The sequence below is a fragment of the Pantoea sp. YR525 genome, assembly GCF_900116775.1.
Classification (GTDB): domain Bacteria; phylum Pseudomonadota; class Gammaproteobacteria; order Enterobacterales; family Enterobacteriaceae; genus Pantoea; species Pantoea symbiotica.
This window is the reverse complement of record NZ_FPBU01000001.1, coordinates 438194-453510: the sequence shown is the minus strand read 5'-3', so window position 1 is coordinate 453510 and position 15317 is coordinate 438194. Positions and strand designations below refer to the sequence as shown.

General features: G+C 55.8%; 19 protein-coding genes. 11 read left to right on the top strand and 8 right to left on the bottom strand.

What is annotated here, in order from left to right; all coding sequences use genetic code 11:
- Positions 1-6 precede the first annotated feature (6 nt).
- The 5 genes from dinI to mdtH form a co-directional block, all read right to left on the bottom strand.
- On the bottom strand, positions 7-252 hold the full coding sequence (gene dinI / locus BM323_RS02085; protein WP_007893661.1) for a DNA damage-inducible protein I: 246 nt from the start codon (positions 250-252) through the stop codon (positions 7-9).
- Between the two features lie 68 nt (positions 253-320).
- A complete protein-coding gene (gene pyrC / locus BM323_RS02080; RefSeq protein ID WP_008103114.1) occupies positions 321-1367 on the bottom strand; it encodes a dihydroorotase in 1047 nt (348 codons plus the stop codon).
- A 135-nt stretch (positions 1368-1502) separates the two neighbouring features.
- Positions 1503-2066, bottom strand: coding sequence for a lipoprotein (locus BM323_RS02075; RefSeq protein ID WP_008103112.1), 564 nt, complete (start codon positions 2064-2066; stop codon positions 1503-1505).
- Between the two features lie 111 nt (positions 2067-2177).
- Complete coding sequence (gene grxB, locus BM323_RS02070) at positions 2178-2825, bottom strand: glutaredoxin 2 (RefSeq protein WP_008103110.1); 648 nt, start codon at positions 2823-2825, stop codon at positions 2178-2180.
- Between the two features lie 89 nt (positions 2826-2914).
- Positions 2915-4117 carry a multidrug efflux MFS transporter MdtH gene (gene mdtH, locus BM323_RS02065; RefSeq protein ID WP_008103107.1) on the bottom strand — a complete coding sequence of 401 codons (1203 nt, stop codon included), beginning with the start codon at positions 4115-4117 and terminating at the stop codon, positions 2915-2917.
- A 245-nt stretch (positions 4118-4362) separates the two neighbouring features.
- On the opposite strand from mdtH, the gene rimJ reads away from it, so the two are divergent.
- The 4 genes from rimJ to murJ all read left to right on the top strand — a co-directional run bounded on the left by rimJ (position 4363) and on the right by murJ (position 8195).
- A complete protein-coding gene (gene rimJ, locus BM323_RS02060; RefSeq protein ID WP_008103106.1) occupies positions 4363-4956 on the top strand; it encodes a ribosomal protein S5-alanine N-acetyltransferase in 594 nt (197 codons plus the stop codon).
- Positions 4957-4971: 15 nt separating this feature from the next.
- Positions 4972-5613: a DUF480 domain-containing protein gene (locus BM323_RS02055; protein WP_008103104.1), complete on the top strand. Its 642-nt coding sequence runs from the start codon at positions 4972-4974 to the stop codon at positions 5611-5613.
- 1 nt (position 5614) lies between these two features.
- Positions 5615-6535 (top strand): Gfo/Idh/MocA family protein, encoded by a 921-nt coding sequence (locus BM323_RS02050; RefSeq protein WP_008103102.1) that lies wholly within the window; start codon positions 5615-5617, stop codon positions 6533-6535.
- Between the two features lie 121 nt (positions 6536-6656).
- On the top strand, positions 6657-8195 hold the full coding sequence (gene murJ / locus BM323_RS02045; RefSeq protein ID WP_008103100.1) for a murein biosynthesis integral membrane protein MurJ: 1539 nt from the start codon (positions 6657-6659) through the stop codon (positions 8193-8195).
- A 283-nt stretch (positions 8196-8478) separates the two neighbouring features.
- Here murJ and flgN read toward each other — a convergent pair whose 3' ends face one another.
- From flgN to flgA, 3 genes are all read right to left on the bottom strand, one after another.
- Complete coding sequence (gene flgN / locus BM323_RS02040) at positions 8479-8910, bottom strand: flagellar export chaperone FlgN (protein ID WP_008103097.1); 432 nt, start codon at positions 8908-8910, stop codon at positions 8479-8481.
- Positions 8911-8915: 5 nt separating this feature from the next.
- Positions 8916-9221: a flagellar biosynthesis anti-sigma factor FlgM gene (gene flgM / locus BM323_RS02035; RefSeq protein ID WP_008103096.1), complete on the bottom strand. Its 306-nt coding sequence runs from the start codon at positions 9219-9221 to the stop codon at positions 8916-8918.
- Positions 9222-9326: 105 nt separating this feature from the next.
- Complete coding sequence (gene flgA, locus BM323_RS02030) at positions 9327-9986, bottom strand: flagellar basal body P-ring formation chaperone FlgA (protein ID WP_008103093.1); 660 nt, start codon at positions 9984-9986, stop codon at positions 9327-9329.
- A 153-nt stretch (positions 9987-10139) separates the two neighbouring features.
- Between flgA and flgB the strand changes: the two genes are divergently transcribed.
- From flgB to BM323_RS01995, 7 genes are all read left to right on the top strand, one after another.
- Positions 10140-10553, top strand: a complete 414-nt coding sequence (gene flgB, locus BM323_RS02025) for a flagellar basal body rod protein FlgB (protein WP_008103091.1) — start codon at positions 10140-10142, stop codon at positions 10551-10553.
- A 2-nt stretch (positions 10554-10555) separates the two neighbouring features.
- The gene (flgC, locus tag BM323_RS02020; protein ID WP_008103089.1) at positions 10556-10960 is read left to right on the top strand and encodes a flagellar basal body rod protein FlgC; all 405 of its coding nucleotides are present in this window, start codon (positions 10556-10558) and stop codon (positions 10958-10960) included.
- 12 nt (positions 10961-10972) lie between these two features.
- Positions 10973-11644 (top strand): flagellar hook assembly protein FlgD, encoded by a 672-nt coding sequence (flgD, locus tag BM323_RS02015; protein WP_008103087.1) that lies wholly within the window; start codon positions 10973-10975, stop codon positions 11642-11644.
- 24 nt (positions 11645-11668) lie between these two features.
- Positions 11669-12958, top strand: a complete 1290-nt coding sequence (gene flgE / locus BM323_RS02010) for a flagellar hook protein FlgE (RefSeq protein WP_008103086.1) — start codon at positions 11669-11671, stop codon at positions 12956-12958.
- Positions 12959-12978: 20 nt separating this feature from the next.
- Complete coding sequence (locus tag BM323_RS02005) at positions 12979-13737, top strand: flagellar basal body rod protein FlgF (RefSeq protein ID WP_008103084.1); 759 nt, start codon at positions 12979-12981, stop codon at positions 13735-13737.
- A gap of 17 nt (positions 13738-13754) precedes the next feature.
- The gene (gene flgG, locus BM323_RS02000; RefSeq protein ID WP_007885801.1) at positions 13755-14537 is read left to right on the top strand and encodes a flagellar basal-body rod protein FlgG; all 783 of its coding nucleotides are present in this window, start codon (positions 13755-13757) and stop codon (positions 14535-14537) included.
- A 63-nt stretch (positions 14538-14600) separates the two neighbouring features.
- Positions 14601-15311, top strand: coding sequence for a flagellar basal body L-ring protein FlgH (locus BM323_RS01995; protein WP_008103082.1), 711 nt, complete (start codon positions 14601-14603; stop codon positions 15309-15311).
- The last annotated feature ends 6 nt before the right edge of the window (positions 15312-15317 follow it).

Genomic DNA, 15317 nt, shown 5'->3' with positions numbered 1-15317 from the left:
TGGCTGTTAATCGTTATTAAACCAGTCGTCAGCGCTTTCCCAGGTTTCTTGTAACAGTTCGCTGATGCGTTCACGTGACTCTTTGCAGCCACCAAACACGCTAAGTTGGTTGCCGCCGGCATAACGCACTTTGACGTGATGATCGTCGTCAGGGAAATCCTGCGTAATGCGACGAACCAGTTCGATGCTGAGTGCATCAAGTGCACCTGCAGGAAGGGGCGAAGTTTTTGCTACGGTAATTTCAACACGCATAGAAGCCTCCGGAATAATATACTGTTTATTTGTACAGTATAGTTATCCCGAAGGCAAGCAGCAGAAAATTATTCTTTGATGCGCCAGTTCAGCGTTTCACCGGCAAGGAAAGGCACCAGCGTGTCATCCGCCAGGGCAATGCTCTCTTCAACCTGCCAGGATTCACGCACCAACGTCAAAGTGCCTTCATTCAGCGGCAAACCATAGAAGTTCGCGCCATTTTCCGAGCAGAAGGCTTCGAAATGCTCCAGCGCATTCAGCTCCTCAAACACCGTGGCGTAAGCAGGCAATGAGGTCGGGGCATTGAACACACCGGCGCAGCCGCAGCTGGCTTCTTTCAGGTGACGCAGATGTGGCGCGGTATCGGTCCCGAGGAATACGCGACGATTACCGCTGGCAACCAGTTTACGCAGTGCTTCCTGATGGATATTGCGCTTCAGAATCGGCAGGCAGTAGAGATGCGGGCGCACGCCGCCGACCAGCATGTGGTTACGGTTGAACATCAGGTGTTGTGGCGTAATGGTGGCGCCCAGTAGATCGTTTCCGGCAGCCAGATATTCTGCTGCTTCTTTGGTGGTGATGTGTTCCATCACCACTTTCAGCGCCGGGAACTGTTTGCGCAGCGGTTCCAGCACGGTTTCAATAAAGCGCGCTTCGCGATCAAAAATATCGATATGAGAATCGGTCACTTCACCATGCACCAGCATCGGCATGCCAATCTGCTGCATGCGATCCAGCACCTTCGCAATCGCGGCGATATTGGTGACACCGTGGCTGGAGTTGGTGGTGGCGTGCGCAGGGTAGAGCTTGGCAGCGGTAAAAGTACCGTCACGGAAGCCGCGCTCGATCTCATCAGGATCGAGTGAGTCGGTGAGATAGCAGGTCATCAGCGGAGTAAAAGCATGCTCAGCAGGTAACGCGGCCATAATGCGCTCGCGGTAAGCCACGGCAGCGGCCACGCTAATAACCGGTGGAACCAGGTTTGGCATGACAATCGCACGACCATTTACTGCGCTGGTATAAGGCAGTACGGCGTTGAGCATCGCGCCATCGCGCAGATGGATATGCCAGTCGTCAGGGCGGCGGATGGTGATTTGCTGAGGTTGGGCTGTCATTCAAAAAGACTCCGGCTGAGAAGAAAACGAGAGGCACGTTTAGGCCGGGGAGTAATCATAAGGATGTGGGCAACCGTTTGCACGGGATTTTATTGTGACAAACAAAAACCGCACCCGAAGGTGCGGCTGCGCGGATTAATCAGTAAACGGAATCACCAATTGTCCCGGTTTCACTTCAATCCCTTTAGCGAGTTTCTTCGCCAGCGCTTCGCCTTTGCTGCGGTCTGCGCTCAGCACGTAGGCGGGTTTCTCATTGAAGTAGCGCTTCAGCGACTCATTGAGATAAGGCGTAAGGGTTTTCATGATCGACGCCATTTTTTCTGGCTGCACCTGCGCATCGACAATCTCCATATCATGCAGATAAATCGCGCCTTCCTGTGCGTTGTAAACCGGCTGCGCCTTCATCTTCAGCAGCATTTCGGCCTGCTGCGGGCCAAACAGTGAGCTGACATTAATATTAGCTTTACCCGATAGCGTGATTTTGCCGGGTTCTTCACGGCCAATCTGGCTGTTGAGATCGCTCAGCACAATGTGCGCATTCACCAGCCCGGAAACACCGATGTCTTTTTCGAAGTTATTGCGCTTTTGCAGCGCCTGATTCACTTCCTGTTCGCTGATGGTGTATTGCGTCAATTGGTTACAGCCGCTGAGTAGCACGGCAAAAAGCAGGGCGACAAGCCCGGTAAACGCCTTTTTCATATAGTCCTCATCCTGATCGAAACGGCAAAACAGCGATAGCCTGCCTGAATCAGCGGCACCTGTCACCAGGAGAGAGATGAGAAGCGCCGGAGCGCCTCTCGTGGATGAGGATTATGCGGCGATGGAGGAGAGCAGATTGACCTGAGTTTGTTTCGCCATATTATCGCGATAATCGGCAACGCGGCTTGGCCATTCAATGCCGTTGACCAGCGTTAAGGAGCGCAGCAGCGGGAACAGATGAATGTCATCTTCCGAGAGTTCACCATTGACCGCATTGGGTTTGACGATCAGCTTATCGAGCTGGCGCAAATCATCGCTGATGTTTTTGATTAAGCCCGGCGCGTGTTTCCGCAACTCGCTGAAATCGCCGACGCTGGCCTGCTTCTTCTCGCTAAAGTAGCTGCGCGCTTCCGGCGTAGCGAATTCGGCAAAGGAGGCATCGGCAATGCGCGGTAGCAGCAGCTTATTCACGTAGCCATTCACATGGCGCAGCCAGTCGCTAATCGCCGGATTGCTTTTGCCATTGAGCAGCGGCTCGTGATCGTATTTATCCACCAGCCGCACAATATCCATACTTTCCGGTACCGCGCTGCCATCGGCCTTTTGTAGAATCGGCGCCATTTTCTGGCCGATCAGTTTTTTCGGTGTTTGCTCGTCGTCATTCAGCATAACGATGAGTTCTAACGGCAGATTTTTTAAGCCGAAAATCATGCGTGCTTTGACGCAGAAAGGGCAGTGATCGTAGATGTAGAGTTTCATCCCGTTTCTCCTGTGGTTCTAAGGGTGACGGAGGTCACCCTTTTTTCGGACGTGCGGGAAGTATGGAAGAGATCTGTGGCAGGGGCAAACTAGCTGCTGAAAATCGCTGGCGCCACCGAACGCGGCTGGAACTGCCACCACAGCGCCAAAAGGGTGATCATGCCGACGCTGCTCAGCAGCATCCACGGCAGTTCCGGCAGCGCCCATTGCTGGCCCATATCGAACATCCAGCCGCCACCGGAGTAGCCGATCAAGCCGCCAATGGCGAGGCCGAGACGGCTGAAGCCCATGTAGCTACCGCGTGCGCGGGAGCTGGCGAGCGAAGCGCTGAGTGTCTCACGCGCCGGTTCAGCAATGATGGAGCCGAGATAAAAGATGGCGATCAGCATAAACAGCGACGGCAGCGAGTCGGTCATGCCAACCGGCAGCAGACTGAACGTCATCAGGAACAAACCGGCCATCAGACGCGTTTCCAGGCGGAAGCGTTTTTCACTCCAGCGTGCCAGTGGATAAAGCAGGCTTAATGACAGCAGCGCTTCAATGGCGTACATCCACTTCACCGCAGCAGGCGCACCGGCCACCTGATTCACCATCACCGGCAGCATCAACATCACTTGCACGGCGAGAATGTAGTAGCCGGTCAATGTCAGTACATACAGGCGAAAACGCTTGTCCTGCCAGACGCGTTGCATCCCTTCACGCATCGCAATACGTTCTGTTGAGATACGCCACGCCGGTAACCAAATGGCGTTGAACAGCGCAGCAGCGACAAACACCGCCGCGCCAACCCAACATACCAGGCGGAAATCCCACGCCAGCAGCCAGCTACCAATCAGTGCGCCCAGCACCGCACCGGCACTGTCCTGCATCATCAGTAGAGAGAAGAAGCGGCCGCGATCGCGTGCGCGCACCAGTTTCATCACCAGTGCGCTACGTGGCGGATCAAACAGCGTGCCGCCAAGACCGGAAAGCAAGCAGGCAAACCATAACAGCCAGGGTTCATGCGCCAGCGCCATGCAGGCAAAACCCGCCGCACGCATTAGCATGCCGGTGACGATAAGCGGACGCGCACCAAAACGGTCGGCAATCGCACCGCCGAAGATGCCAAATCCCTGTTGGACGAATTGGCGCAAGCCAAGCGCAATGCCGACCATCAACGCGGCCCAGCCCAGCTGTTCGACAAAATGGATGGAGATGAGAGGAAATACCACGAAAAATCCCATCACAACCAACATGTTATCCACTAAAAGAAATGTTTTACCGAGGCGTCGTGCCCGCGCAACCCGAGACATGCTAATTCCTGAGCAAGTGAGAGGAGATAAGAGACCAATTGGTCTATTTTCCGCCTGCTCAGGGGCGAAAAACAGCTTTAACAGGATGATATTTTTTCATCGAATCCGCAGAAATATTAATCCTCAATCAGGATGAATTCTGAGGAACGCGTTCAAGGGTTTTACCGCAAGCGGGGTGACGGTTATAGTGAGAAGTATCGCCGCTGGCGTACATCTTTCTTAAGTTATGGATTTCAGGAGTCATGATGTTTGGCTATCGTTCTGCTGGCCCACGCGTGCGCCTCACTACCGATCGCTTAGTGGTGCGTTTAGTACACGAACGCGATGCCTGGCGATTAGCGGATTATTACGCTGAAAATCGTGCGTTTCTCAAGCCGTGGGAACCGGTGCGCGACGAGAGCCACTGTTATCCTTCCGGTTGGCAAGCACGCCTCGGACTGATCGCTGACATGCATAAACAGGGCTCAGCCTACTATTTTGTGCTGATGGACCCGGAAGAGACCGAAGTGCGTGGTGTGGCCAACTACAGCAACGTGCTGCGCGGATCGTTTCACGCCTGCTATCTCGGCTATTCGCTGGGCGAGAAGTGGCAAGGTCAGGGATTGATGTTTGAAGCGCTCACGACCACCCTTCGCTATATGCAACGCCAGCAGCGCATTCACCGCATCATGGCAAACTACATGCCGCACAATCAGCGCAGTGGCGATCTACTGGCGCGCCTCGGATTTGAAAAAGAGGGCTACGCCAAAGATTACTTATTGATTGATGGGCGCTGGCAGGATCATGTCCTGACTGCGCTGACCTACCGGGAGTGGACCCCGGATCGCCGTGGACAATAAAAAAGGATTACCCCAATGAAAATGGCCTTATCCGCGCAGGCGCTGCGCGTAATTGGATGCCTGCTGGAGAAGCAGGTCACCACGCCGGATCAATATCCGCTCTCCCTTAATGGCGTTGTCACCGCCTGTAATCAGAAATCCAACCGCGAACCGGTGCTGAATCTCAGCGAGATGGAGGTGCAAACGCAGCTCGATGAGCTGGTGAAAAAGCATCTGGTGACCTCCAATAATGGCTTCGGCCAGCGCGTCAGCAAGTATGAACAGCGTTTCTGCAACTCCGCGTTCGGTAACTTGCAACTGAGCAGCGCTGAAGTCGCGGTGCTGACGCTGCTGTTCCTGCGCGGCGCTCAGACGCCGGGCGAGCTGCGTACCCGCAGCGGTCGTCTGCACGAATTCAGTGATATGAATGAAGTCGAGCAGACGCTTAACGGTTTGACCACGCGCGATGATGGTCCAATGGTGGTGCGCCTGGCGCGCGAACCGGGCAAACGTGAAAGCCGCTATATGCATCTGTTTGGCGGCGAAGTGGTGGAAGACGCGGCCAGCGCAGAAACCGCAAGCGACAATGACGATTTAACCGCGCGTGTCGCGCAACTTGAAGAAACGGTTGCTCAGTTGCAGTCGCAACTGCAACAGCTGCTGCAAAAGGAGCTTTGACATGACGCTGCGCATTGGCATTGTAGGTTTAGGCGGTATCGCGCAGAAAGCGTGGCTGCCGGTGTTATCGCAGGCCAGCGGCTGGCAATTGGCTGGCGCTTTTTCGCCCAATCAGGCAAAAGCGCAACCGATCTGCGATAGCTATCGCATACCCTATTTTGGTCAACTGGATGCGCTGGCCGCCGCCAGCGATGCGGTATTTGTTCATAGCAGCACCGCCAGTCATTACGAAGTGGTCAAAGCGCTGTTGCTGGCGGGCAAAGATGTGTGCGTCGATAAACCGCTAGCCGAAACGCTGCAACAGGCTGAAGCGCTGGTGGCGCTGGCGGACAAGCATAAGCGCAAGCTGATGGTGGCATTTAACCGCCGTTTTGCGCCGCGTTACCAGCAGCTAAAAAATGACATGCCACGTGCGGCCTCGCTGCGCATTGAGAAGCATCGCGCGGATAGCGTTGGCCCGCACGATCTGCGTTTTACCCTGCTGGATGATTATCTGCACGTGGTTGATACCGCGCTGTGGCTGGCGGGCGGCAGCCTGACGCGCGAGCTGGGACATATCGAAACCAATGAAGATGGCGCGATGTTGTACGCCGAACACCATTTCACCGCCGGTTCGCTGCAAATCACCACCAGCATGCATCGCCGCGCCGGCACGCAACGCGAAGTGGTCAGCGCCATCTGCGATGGTGATTACATCGAAATTAACGAGATGCGCGACTGGCAGCAGGAAAACCGCAGCGGCATCGTGCGTGATGTGCCGCCCGCGTGGCAAAGCCATCTTACCCAGCGCGGTTTTAGCGGCGCAGCGCACCATTTCATTCAGTGTGTTGAAAATCAGACGATGCCTGAAACCAGTGGCGAACAGGCGCTGGCGGCGCAGCGTCTGGTGGAAAAGTTGTGGCGCGATGCCGAACGTGAATAATCCCTTGTAACACTCAATGCTGGTCATTTCCCGCCGTGTCAGTAGACTATCGCCGGACATCACGGGATGTCCGCGCTAAGTCGCTCATTTCTCCGACACTTTTCAGGATGCGCCACTCAATATGAATTTGTTGAAATCGCTGGCTGCGGTCAGTTCGATGACCTTGTTTTCCCGCATACTGGGCTTTGCCCGCGATGCCATTGTGGCGCGCGTTTTCGGTGCGGGGATGGCAACCGATGCCTTCTTTGTTGCCTTCAAACTGCCTAACCTGCTGCGCCGCATTTTTGCTGAAGGCGCGTTTTCTCAGGCGTTCGTACCGATTCTGGCGGAATATAAAAGCAAGCAGGGCGAAGATGCCACGCGGGTGTTTGTCGCCTACGTTTCCGGTTTATTGACGCTGGTGCTGGCGGTGGTGACCGTGTTGGGGATGATCGCTGCGCCCTGGGTAATTGTGGTGACGGCGCCAGGTTTTGCCGATACCGCTGATAAATTCGCTTTAACCAGCGCGCTGCTGCGCGTCACCTTTCCTTATATTCTGCTGATCTCGCTGGCGTCGCTGGCGGGTGCCATCCTCAATACCTGGAACCGTTTTTCCGTGCCGGCGTTTGCGCCAACGCTGCTCAACATCAGCATGATTGGTTTTGCCGTCTTCGCTGCGCCGCATTTTAATCCTCCGGTGATGGCGCTGGCGTGGGCCGTGGTGGTGGGCGGCGTGTTGCAGCTGTTTTATCAACTGCCGCACCTGAAGAAAATTGGCATGCTGGTTCTGCCGCGTCTGAATCTGCGCGATGCGGGCGTGTGGCGCGTAATGCGTCAAATGGGACCGGCGATTCTTGGCGTGTCGGTCAGTCAAATTTCACTGATCATCAACACCATCTTCGCCTCCTTTCTGGTTTCCGGTTCGGTTTCGTGGATGTACTACGCCGATCGTCTGATGGAGTTTCCATCCGGCGTGCTGGGCGTGGCGCTGGGCACCATTTTGCTGCCCTCGCTGGCGAAGAGTTTTGCCAGTGGCAATCAGGAAGAGTATTCGCGGTTGATGGATTGGGGCCTGCGTCTCTGCTTCCTGCTGGCGTTGCCGAGCGCGGTAGCGCTGGGGATTTTGTCCGGGCCGCTGACGGTCGCGCTGTTCCAGTACGGGAAATTCACCGCCTTTGATGCCTTGATGACGCAGCGCGCGCTGATTGCCTATTCAGTGGGTTTGATGGGGCTGATTGTGGTGAAAGTGCTGGCACCCGGCTTCTATTCTCGCCAGGACATTAAGACGCCGGTGAAAATTGCCATCGTGACGCTGATTGTGACGCAATTGATGAACCTGGCATTTATCGGTCCGCTCAAACACGCTGGTTTGTCGCTGTCGATCGGTTTGGCTGCTTGCCTGAATGCCGCGCTGTTGTACTGGCAACTGCGTAAGCAGGATATCTTCCAGCCGCAGCCTGGCTGGTTCAGTTTCCTGACTCGTTTGCTGATTGCGGTATGTGTGATGGCCGCAGCGCTGCTGGGCATTCTGCAAGTCATGCCAGCATGGGAAGAGGGGCAGATGTGGTGGCGCCTGATTCGCCTGGCGGCGGTCTGCGCCATCGGCGGTGGCTCATACTTTGTGATGCTCGGTCTGCTCGGCTTCCGCCCGCGCGACTTCGCGCGCCGCACTATGGCGTAGAGCTCGCACTAACTTAACGGACATGCAGCGTCTGCCGCTGCGCAAGGGCAATCCGCAGCGCTGAAGCGTAAATGGTGGGCCAGGAGAGACCCGCATGGATGCGGGGCTCAGTTCGGGCCGGGCAGGAAGCCCGATCCCGAACGGTCCGTCGGCACAACGTTGAAGCTGAAGGCACCGCGTAAGCGGCGCGAGGACCGCCCGGCAGCGGCAGATGTTGCAGGTCCCGCACACAACAAAAAGGCCGCCATCCCGAAAGATAGCAGCCTCTTCAAACCCACTTTTTTTACCCTTTACGACTCAGTGTCGCCTGACCTTTACCCAAACCATCCGGCCCGTAAAATGCCTGCGTTTGGTGCGGTCGCAATACCGCCAATGCTTCATTGGTGAAGCCAATCTGATGCTGCAACAAAATCCCGTTATGCGTATTGGCATCGCGTAAGCGGCGCGTATGCTGTTGAATACGCATCCAGCGGTTTTCGCGATCGCTGTGATCACCATAGGGCGCTTGCGTGCCGAGGGATTTCTCGGTGGTGCGGCGCATCTCGTCCAGATAATTCAACGTAGTCAGCAGCGCGCTTTTATCTTCAGAAATACGCTGCAGCATGTTGCCATTAACCTGGCCGGCAGAAAGTTGCTGTTGTTCTTCATCCATTACCACCGCAAGGGATGTCAGCACGTCCTGCATTTTGTCTAAGGTGATCAGCAGATTGTCCATTGGGATTAGTTACCCTCTAAATACGCCTTGGTATCGGCGATCAGCGCGTCGGCGATCTTACCGGTATCCATTTTCAATTCGCCATTACGAATGGCCGTCTTCAGCTGCTCAACGCGCGCTGTATTAATGTCTTTGCTGCCAGGCTGCATCAGTTGCGCCTGCGCGGTACTCAACTTCACTTCCGCACCGCTTTCGCTGGTGGTGCTGGCTGCTGGCGTCGCGCTCTGACGCACTTTGCTGCTGTTATCGTTGGTATCGCGTGTTTGAACAGTGCTAACCGGATTCGTAGGCTGCGTTCTGTCGATGCTCATGGTAAGGCTCCTGTAAGGTCAGTTGGGGGTCAGCCAACTGAGTCAGCATAGGGTAATGTCTTTGTTGATATCTCTATCGGCAGAACAACAGGGTTCTTTAACGCTTTATAGCGATATCAGAATATTCCCATCCGCGTCGACGCGACCACTGACAACCTGACCATTTCCCATCCTCACGCGCACCATTTGTGCCGCGCTGGCGTTGTTCAGCGCACGTCCTTCGCTGCTGGCATTAAACCCGTTTCCACTGGCGACTACCATCACATTTTGACCGGCTTTCACGCGCCACGGCTGGCGCACCATGCTGGCAGTCACCGGCTGTCCTGGCGGGATATCGCGCAGCGCGACCGCATCAATGACGCCGCTGCTATCCATCAAGGCGCGCGCCGGCAGTTCATCCAGCCGCCCGGTTTCCAGACGCACATCAGACTGGCTGAGATTGCTGCCGCGCGCCACCTGACGGCTCGCCACCAGATATTGTCCGGTCACCTGCACCTGAACCTGCAGGAAACGACGGTTTTGATCGCAGTTAGCGGCGATGCTGATGTTGCCCCACTGACGGCTATTACCCGGCAGTTGCAGTTCAGGGGTTTCGCAGTTTGGCCACTGCGCCTGCGGCGTACGTACCACTACCGTCATGCCGGCGGCATGTTGTGGGTCGCGCGCCTTAAAAAATTGGGTTAACTGCGCGGTAAGGTCCGCGGCAGAACTGGGTAGCGCCAGTGCCAGCAAAAGTGTGGCTAGCAAAGTGGAATATCTGCGCATAACGCCTCCTGACGAGAAGATGGCACCGAGTCTACGCCTCGCGTAAAAAAATCAATGTCAAAAATAGCCGTCATTTTTGCTGCTATTCAGACGATCGCCCTTGCATTTGTCCACTTAAGCTGTCAGCTCGAAATTCTCATTCGCGGAGGAAGCATGCTCGACAAACTCGATGCCGCGCTGCGATTTGGTACTGAAGCGTTAAACCTGCGTGCTCAGCGTCAGGAAATCCTGGCGTCAAACATTGCCAACGCCGATACCCCGGGCTACCAGGCGCGGGATATCGACTTTGCCAGCCAACTGAGCAAGGTGATGCAAAACGGTCGCGCCGAAGGCAGCAGTCTGGCGCTGAATGTGACGTCCTCACGCCACATTGAAGCGCAAACCAACTCTCAGCCGTCACTGGATCTGCTGTACCGCATTCCCGATCAACCCGCCGCGGATGGCAACACCGTGGATATGGATCGCGAACGTACGCAGTTTGCTGATAACAGCCTGAAATACCAAACCGATCTCACCCTCATCAGTAGCCAGATCAAAGGCATGATGAGCGTTCTGCAGGGGCAATAAGCATGGCATTGCTGAATATCTTTGATATCGCCGGTTCTGCGATGACAGCGCAATCACAGCGCCTCAACGTCAGCGCCAGTAACCTGGCCAACGCCGACAGCGTAACCGGCCCTGATGGCCAACCTTACGTGGCAAAGCAGGTGATTTTCCAGACCGACGCCGCACAAGGTGCAGCGACCGGCGGCGTGAAGGTCGCAGGCGTGGTTAACGATCCTACTCCGGCAAAACTAGTGTATGACCCAGGCAATCCGCTGGCGGATCAGAAGGGCTACGTCAAGATGCCAAACGTTGATGTTGTGTCCGAAACCGTCAACACCATGTCCGCGTCGCGCAGCTACCAGGCCAACGTTGAAGTGCTGAACACGGTGAAGTCAATGATGATGAAAACCCTCACCATGGGTCAGTAACGGAGAACGACGATGAGCGTAGCAGTAGGAATTAAAGACAGTCTGGACCCAACGGTACTGACCTCCAGCAGTGCTTCGAGCGGCAATACCTCCGCCGACCTGCAGAATCAGTTTCTGAATATGTTGGTGGCGCAGCTGAAAAACCAGGATCCCACTAATCCAATGGATAACAGCCAGCTCACCACCCAGTTGGCTCAAATCAACACCCTGAGCGGTATTGAAAAGCTGAATACCACGCTGGGATCCATCTCTGGTCAGATTAGCTCTAGCCAGTCGTTGCAGAGCGCAACCTTAATTGGTCACGGCGTGATGGTTAACGGCAGCCAGGTCCTGGTGGGCAGCGGCACGACCACGCCTTTCGGTGTGGAATTGAGCACCGCGTCAACCGCGACCACCGCCACCATCAAAGATGCCAGTGGCGCGACTGTTCGCACCATCGATTTGGGTGCACTGACTGCAGGCGTCCATACCTTCTCATGGGATGGCACCCTGACCGATGGCAGCACTGCACCGGATGGAAAATATACCGTTTCACTGGCCGCCAGCAGTGGCAGCACCCAATTGGTGGCTCAACCGCTCAACTATGCCTACGTCAATGGCGTCAGCACAGTGGGTGACACCGCAAAACTGGATCTCGGCACCATGGGCTCCGCAACCCTCGATGAAATTCGTCAGATTCTCTGATTAACCTTTAGCAGGAGAAATACTATGTCTTTTTCACAAGCGGTGAGCGGCCTGAATGCTGCCTCCAGCAATCTGGATGTAATTGGTAACAACATCGCCAACTCCGCCACAGCCGGTTTTAAATCCAGCACCATTGCCTTTGCCGATATGTTTGCCGGTTCTAATGTCGGTCTGGGTACTAAAGTTGCCGCCGTCATCCAGGACTTTGGTGATGGTAGTACCACGTCAACCAGTCGTGGACTGGACGTAGCGCTGAGCGGCAACGGCTTCTTCCGTATGACCGACGCCAGCGGCGGCGTGTTCTATTCCCGTAACGGCCAGTTCACGCTGGATGCCAACCGTAACCTGGTGAACACCCAAGGTCTGAACGTTTCCGGTTATCCGGCCAGCGGCACACCGCCAACCATTCAGACCGGTGCGAACCCGGTGGCGCTGAGTATTCCGACCACGCAGATGGGCGCTCGCGCAACGACGACCGCGACTCAGGTTGCGAACCTGAACTCAACCAGCACCACACCAACGGTGACAACGTTTGATAAGTCCAACGTTGATAGCTACAACGCAAAAACCACCATGACGGTGTATGACACCCAGGGTAACGATCATCAGTTAGATATGTACTACATCAAAACTGCGGATAACACCTGGACCGTGCATATGGTTGACTCCACCACGGGTAATGAAGTCGGTAACACCGCAGCAGGCGACAACCTGGGCTACCAGATGAAGTTTGATGCCAACGGTAAGCTGACCGGCGTATCAAAAATGATTGACGATCCGGCCAACCCGGGCACTGCAATTCCGGATACCACGACCACCAGCGCCTCACTGGCAAACCTGGTTGTGAGCGGCACCAACGGTGCGGATGGCATGAACATCAGCATGAGCATGTTGGGCAGCCTGCAGCAAAACACCGGTGCGACCACCTTTGGTAACCCAACGCAGGACGGTTATCAGCCTGGCGATTTGACCAGCTACACCATCAATGATGACGGCACCATTACCGGTACTTACTCCAACCAGAAAACCCAGTTGTTGGGTCAAATCGTGTTGGCGAGCTTCTCTAACCCGGAAGGTCTGAAGTCTGAAGGCGATAACGTCTGGTCAGCTACCAGCTCATCAGGTCAGGCTGCGGTTGGTCTGGCAGGCACTGGTACTTACGGCAACCTGACGTCAGGTGCGCTGGAAGCATCCAACGTCGATATGAGTAAAGAGCTGGTGAACATGATCGTTGCGCAACGTAACTATCAGGCTAACAGCCAGACCATCAAAACTCAGGACCAGATTCTTAACACCCTGGTTAACTTACGTTAATTCGCTAACGGGATTGCTTTATGGATCACGCAATATATACCGCTATGGGCGCGGCCAGTCAGACGTTGGAGCAGCAGTCGGTAACGGCCAGCAACCTCGCCAACGCCTCAACGCCGGGCTTTCGTGCTCAGCTCAACGCGTTGCGCGCGGTGCCGGTCAGCGGCTGGTCGCTGCCAACGCGTACGCTGGTTGCCGCTTCCACGCCGGGCGCCGATATGTCACCGGGCTCGATGGATAACACCGGCCGCACGCTGGATGTGGGTGTCGCGCAGGACGGCTGGTTGGCAGTGCGTGCCGCTGACGGTACCGAAGCCTATACCCGCAACGGCAACATGCAGATCAGCTCGACCGGTATTTTGACCATTCAGGGCAATCCCGTGATGGGCGATGGCGGTCCGATCGCCATCCCGCAAGGTGCTGAATTGACCATCGCGGCAGACGGCACCATCACCTCGCGTAACGCCGGTGATGCACCCAATGCCACGGTGCAGATTGGTCGCCTGAAGCTGGTGCGCGCCACCGGTAAAGAGATGCAACGTGGCGATGACGGCATGTTCCGTCCTAACCAGCAAACCCAGGCGACGCGCGGCGCTGCGCTGGCGAACGATGCCACCATGACGGTGATGCCTGGCGTGCTGGAGGGCAGTAACGTGAAGCCGGTGGAAACCATGGTCGATATGATCGCCAACGCACGACGTTTTGAGATGCAGATGAAAGTGATCTCCAACGTCGATGAAAACGAACAAAAAGCTAACAGCTTGCTCAACATGAGCAGCTAAGGCGTAAGGAAAACACCATGATTCGTTCTTTATGGATCGCCAAAACCGGTCTTGACGCTCAGCAAACTAACATGGACGTCATCTCCAACAACCTCGCGAACGTAAGCACCAACGGCTTTAAACGTTCGCGCGCGGTATTTGAAGATTTGATGTACCAAACCCTGCGTCAGCCGGGCACCCAGTCGTCGGAGCAAACTACGCTGCCGTCAGGTCTGCAGATCGGTACCGGTGTGCGTCCTGTCACCACCGAACGTCTGCATCAGCAGGGTAATCTGTCGCAGACCAGCAACTCGAAAGACGTGGCTATCAACGGCCAGGGTTATTTCGAAGTGCAGATGCCAGACGGCACCTCGGCGTATACCCGTGATGGTTCATTCCAGGTTGACCAGAACGGTCAGCTGGTAACCAACGCCGGTTATCCGGTTCAGCCAGGTATCACCATTCCGGCCAACGCCACCAGCATCACTATCTCGCGCGATGGTGTGGTGAGCGTGACGCAGCAGGGCCAGACCAACCCGGCGCAGGTCGGTCAGTTGACGCTCAGCACCTTCATGAACGATGCGGGCCTGAATAGCCAGGGTGAAAACCTCTATCAGGAGACGCAGGCATCCGGTGCGGCAACGCAGAGCACGCCAGGCCAGAACGGCGCGGGTCTGCTGTATCAGGGTTATGTCGAAACCTCGAACGTCAACGTGGCGGAAGAGCTGGTCACCATGATTCAGACGCAGCGCGCCTACGAGATCAACAGTAAAGCGATCAGCACCTCCGATCAGATGCTGGCGAAGTTAACCCAGCTGTAATGCTGGTGTCGTTGGGCCAGCCTGGCTGGCCTGATTAAGCAACATGAATAAGGTTAGAACTCCGTGGCGAAGCAAGTGATTCTCAAGCCTGGTCATTGGTTGGTAGCCACGCTGCTACTCACTCTTAACGGTTGTGCGCTGGTTCCGCGCACGCCACTGGTGCAAGGGGCGACAACGGCAGAGCCGACGCCATCCGCACCGCCAGTGGTGAACGGTTCCATTTTTCAGGGCGTCGCACCGCTGAACTACGGCTATCAGCCGCTGTTTGAGGATCGCCGTCCACGCAACATTGGCGACACATTGACGATCACCTTGCAGGAAAACGTCAGCGCCAGCAAAAGTTCTTCCGCCAACGCCAGCCGCGATGGCAGCAACAGTTTTGGTGTGACAGGTGTACCAACCGGCCTGAGTGGTCTGGTGGGTGCCGGTGGCGAAAAAGCCACGCTGGATGCCAATGGCAAAAATGATTTCGCCGGCAAAGGTGGCGCCACGGCGAATAACACCTTTACGGGCACCATCACCGTCACCGTCAATCAGGTGTTGTCGAACGGCAACCTGCGCGTGGTGGGTGAGAAACAGATCGAAATTAACCAGGGCACCGAATTCATCCGCTTCTCGGGCGTGGTTAACCCGCGCACTATCAGCGCCAGCAATGCGGTGCTCTCCACCGCGGTGGCCGATGCACGTATTGAGTACGTCGGAAATGGTTATATCAATGAAGCGCAGACGATGGGCTGGTTCCAGCGTTTCTTCCTGAACGTCTCGCCGATGTAAGAGGTA

Excerpts from the sequence above, each read along its gene's own strand:
- dinI (WP_007893661.1), bottom strand. The coding sequence starts at position 252 with ATGCGTGTTGAAATTACCGTAGCAAAAACTTCGCCCCTTCCTGCAGGT.
- pyrC (WP_008103114.1), bottom strand. The coding sequence starts at position 1,367 with ATGACAGCCCAACCTCAGCAAATCACCATCCGCCGCCCTGACGACTGG.
- BM323_RS02075 (WP_008103112.1), bottom strand. The coding sequence starts at position 2,066 with ATGAAAAAGGCGTTTACCGGGCTTGTCGCCCTGCTTTTTGCCGTGCTA.
- grxB (WP_008103110.1), bottom strand. The coding sequence starts at position 2,825 with ATGAAACTCTACATCTACGATCACTGCCCTTTCTGCGTCAAAGCACGC.
- mdtH (WP_008103107.1), bottom strand. The coding sequence starts at position 4,117 with ATGTCTCGGGTTGCGCGGGCACGACGCCTCGGTAAAACATTTCTTTTA.
- rimJ (WP_008103106.1), top strand. The coding sequence starts at position 4,363 with ATGTTTGGCTATCGTTCTGCTGGCCCACGCGTGCGCCTCACTACCGAT.
- BM323_RS02055 (WP_008103104.1), top strand. The coding sequence starts at position 4,972 with ATGAAAATGGCCTTATCCGCGCAGGCGCTGCGCGTAATTGGATGCCTG.
- BM323_RS02050 (WP_008103102.1), top strand. The coding sequence starts at position 5,615 with ATGACGCTGCGCATTGGCATTGTAGGTTTAGGCGGTATCGCGCAGAAA.
- murJ (WP_008103100.1), top strand. The coding sequence starts at position 6,657 with ATGAATTTGTTGAAATCGCTGGCTGCGGTCAGTTCGATGACCTTGTTT.
- flgN (WP_008103097.1), bottom strand. The coding sequence starts at position 8,910 with ATGGACAATCTGCTGATCACCTTAGACAAAATGCAGGACGTGCTGACA.
- flgM (WP_008103096.1), bottom strand. The coding sequence starts at position 9,221 with ATGAGCATCGACAGAACGCAGCCTACGAATCCGGTTAGCACTGTTCAA.
- flgA (WP_008103093.1), bottom strand. The coding sequence starts at position 9,986 with ATGCGCAGATATTCCACTTTGCTAGCCACACTTTTGCTGGCACTGGCG.
- flgB (WP_008103091.1), top strand. The coding sequence starts at position 10,140 with ATGCTCGACAAACTCGATGCCGCGCTGCGATTTGGTACTGAAGCGTTA.
- flgC (WP_008103089.1), top strand. The coding sequence starts at position 10,556 with ATGGCATTGCTGAATATCTTTGATATCGCCGGTTCTGCGATGACAGCG.
- flgD (WP_008103087.1), top strand. The coding sequence starts at position 10,973 with ATGAGCGTAGCAGTAGGAATTAAAGACAGTCTGGACCCAACGGTACTG.
- flgE (WP_008103086.1), top strand. The coding sequence starts at position 11,669 with ATGTCTTTTTCACAAGCGGTGAGCGGCCTGAATGCTGCCTCCAGCAAT.
- BM323_RS02005 (WP_008103084.1), top strand. The coding sequence starts at position 12,979 with ATGGATCACGCAATATATACCGCTATGGGCGCGGCCAGTCAGACGTTG.
- flgG (WP_007885801.1), top strand. The coding sequence starts at position 13,755 with ATGATTCGTTCTTTATGGATCGCCAAAACCGGTCTTGACGCTCAGCAA.